Origin of the sequence: Acinetobacter sp. AR2-3 (assembly GCF_001878775.1) — a bacterium.
Lineage (GTDB): Bacteria > Pseudomonadota > Gammaproteobacteria > Pseudomonadales > Moraxellaceae > Acinetobacter > Acinetobacter lwoffii_D.
Genome location: NZ_MJIQ01000073.1, coordinates 1 through 1671 on the forward strand (window position 1 = coordinate 1; position 1671 = coordinate 1671).

The 1671-nt window shown below is 41.8% G+C and carries 1 protein-coding gene; it reads left to right on the top strand.

Features of this window, described 5'->3' with window-relative positions; all coding sequences use genetic code 11:
- The first annotated feature begins 222 nt into the window (after positions 1–222).
- Complete coding sequence (locus BFN00_RS13405) at positions 223–1527, top strand: IS4 family transposase (RefSeq protein ID WP_005104965.1); 1305 nt, start codon at positions 223–225, stop codon at positions 1525–1527.
- Positions 1528–1671 lie beyond the last annotated feature (144 nt).

The following is a 1671-nucleotide window of genomic DNA, read 5'->3' on the forward strand; positions in this document are numbered from 1 at the left end:
AAGAGACAGGCCGTGGGTTATCTGGCCGATCATTGGGGGCTGGATTTCGCCGTAATCAGCTTTTGTATCGCGATTAGTTTGCTGTGTTTTGCGCTGTGGTGGGCGTATCAAAAATCGCCTACCAGCCTAAAAAAAGCCCTCAGTTGAGTAATGCCAGTCAGTTAAGCAGACATTAGAAAAATGTAGTAAAAATGAGTGTATGCCAATACGCTCATTTTTTTTATGACTTTATCTGAAAATTTAGATTGCACCCTTCAACATTCTTTGCCTTCACTCAGCCATTTCAGTGAACTCATTGATTTAAACTGGATTAAAGAAAGCCTACATCAAACAGGTAAGGCTTCTATCAGGAGAAGAAAATTACCTGCCGAACATGTGGTATGGCTGGTAATTGGGCTTGCCCTATTTCGAGATCAACCGATCGGGTATGTCGTAGAGCAACTAAAACTTGTGTTTGGTACAACAGAATATTGTGTCCCCAGTGCAGCAGTGCAAGCACGACAACGTTTAGGACGAGAGCCCTTGAATACCTTGTTTTCTCTACTCAGCCAAGCCTGGTTTGAAGAATCCCAACAGCAATACTCAAACTTTCATGGCCTTAGTGTATGTGCTGTTGACGGGGTGGTTTGGTCTATGCCTTATACAGACGAGAATTTTGAACACTTTGGCTCATCTAAGGGTAAAACCGCTGCAGCCCCTTATCCACAAGTGAGAGCAACCTGCCTGGTAAATACCAGCACCCATGAAATCATTGATGCCCAAATAGGTAGCATGGATCAGGGTGAACTTACACTGGCAAATCGATTATGTCCTCCATCGCATAGTATTACCTTGTTTGATCGAGCCTATTTCTCTGCTGATTTCTTGATTGACTGGCAAACACGAGTAGAAGCCAGTCATTGGTTAATGAGAGCAAAAGATAATTTACGCTATGAGATCATTAAACGTAATTCCCCGCATGACTTTCAAATCAAAATGCCTCTTTCAGCTAGAGCCAGGAAGCTAAATCCATCATTAGGAGAATATTGGGAAGCGCGTTTGATTGAAGTTGAGCAGGCAGGGAAAATTAGACGTTATATCACTTCATTAATGGATTCAAAGGCATATCCACTGATAGGCTTGGCGAAGCTTTATGCCCAGCGCTGGGAAATAGAAATGTGTTACCGAGAAATCAAAAGTGATTTACAGGAAGGTAAGCATTTGAGGAGCAAGCAACCTGATTTAATTTATCAAGAATTATGGGGGGTCTTCATTGCCTATAATATTCTAAGAAGACAAATGAAACATATGGCTCAACGTGCAAAAGTCAGTCCTTTGAGAATCAGCTTTCATATTGCCTCTATCAGCATCCTGAATATATTAAGATTTGATTCTTTAGACTCCGCAGGGAATTTACCTAAACATCTAGAAAGTTTACTGGAGAAATCGAGGAGGTATGTTTTGCCTGAGAGAAGGGTTAGAAGTTGCCCACGAGTTGTGAAAGGAAAACCGCAGAAATACCCAAGAAAATGCCAGTCAATTTCTTAACTGACTGGCATTACTTCGCTGTCTCTTATACACATCTCCGAGCCCACGAGACAAAAAAAAAAACTCCATACACCTCCTTCACATACATCTCTCTTATCCCACTAAACCTCCTCTGTTCCCTACTATCTCCTTTCTCCTTTAACC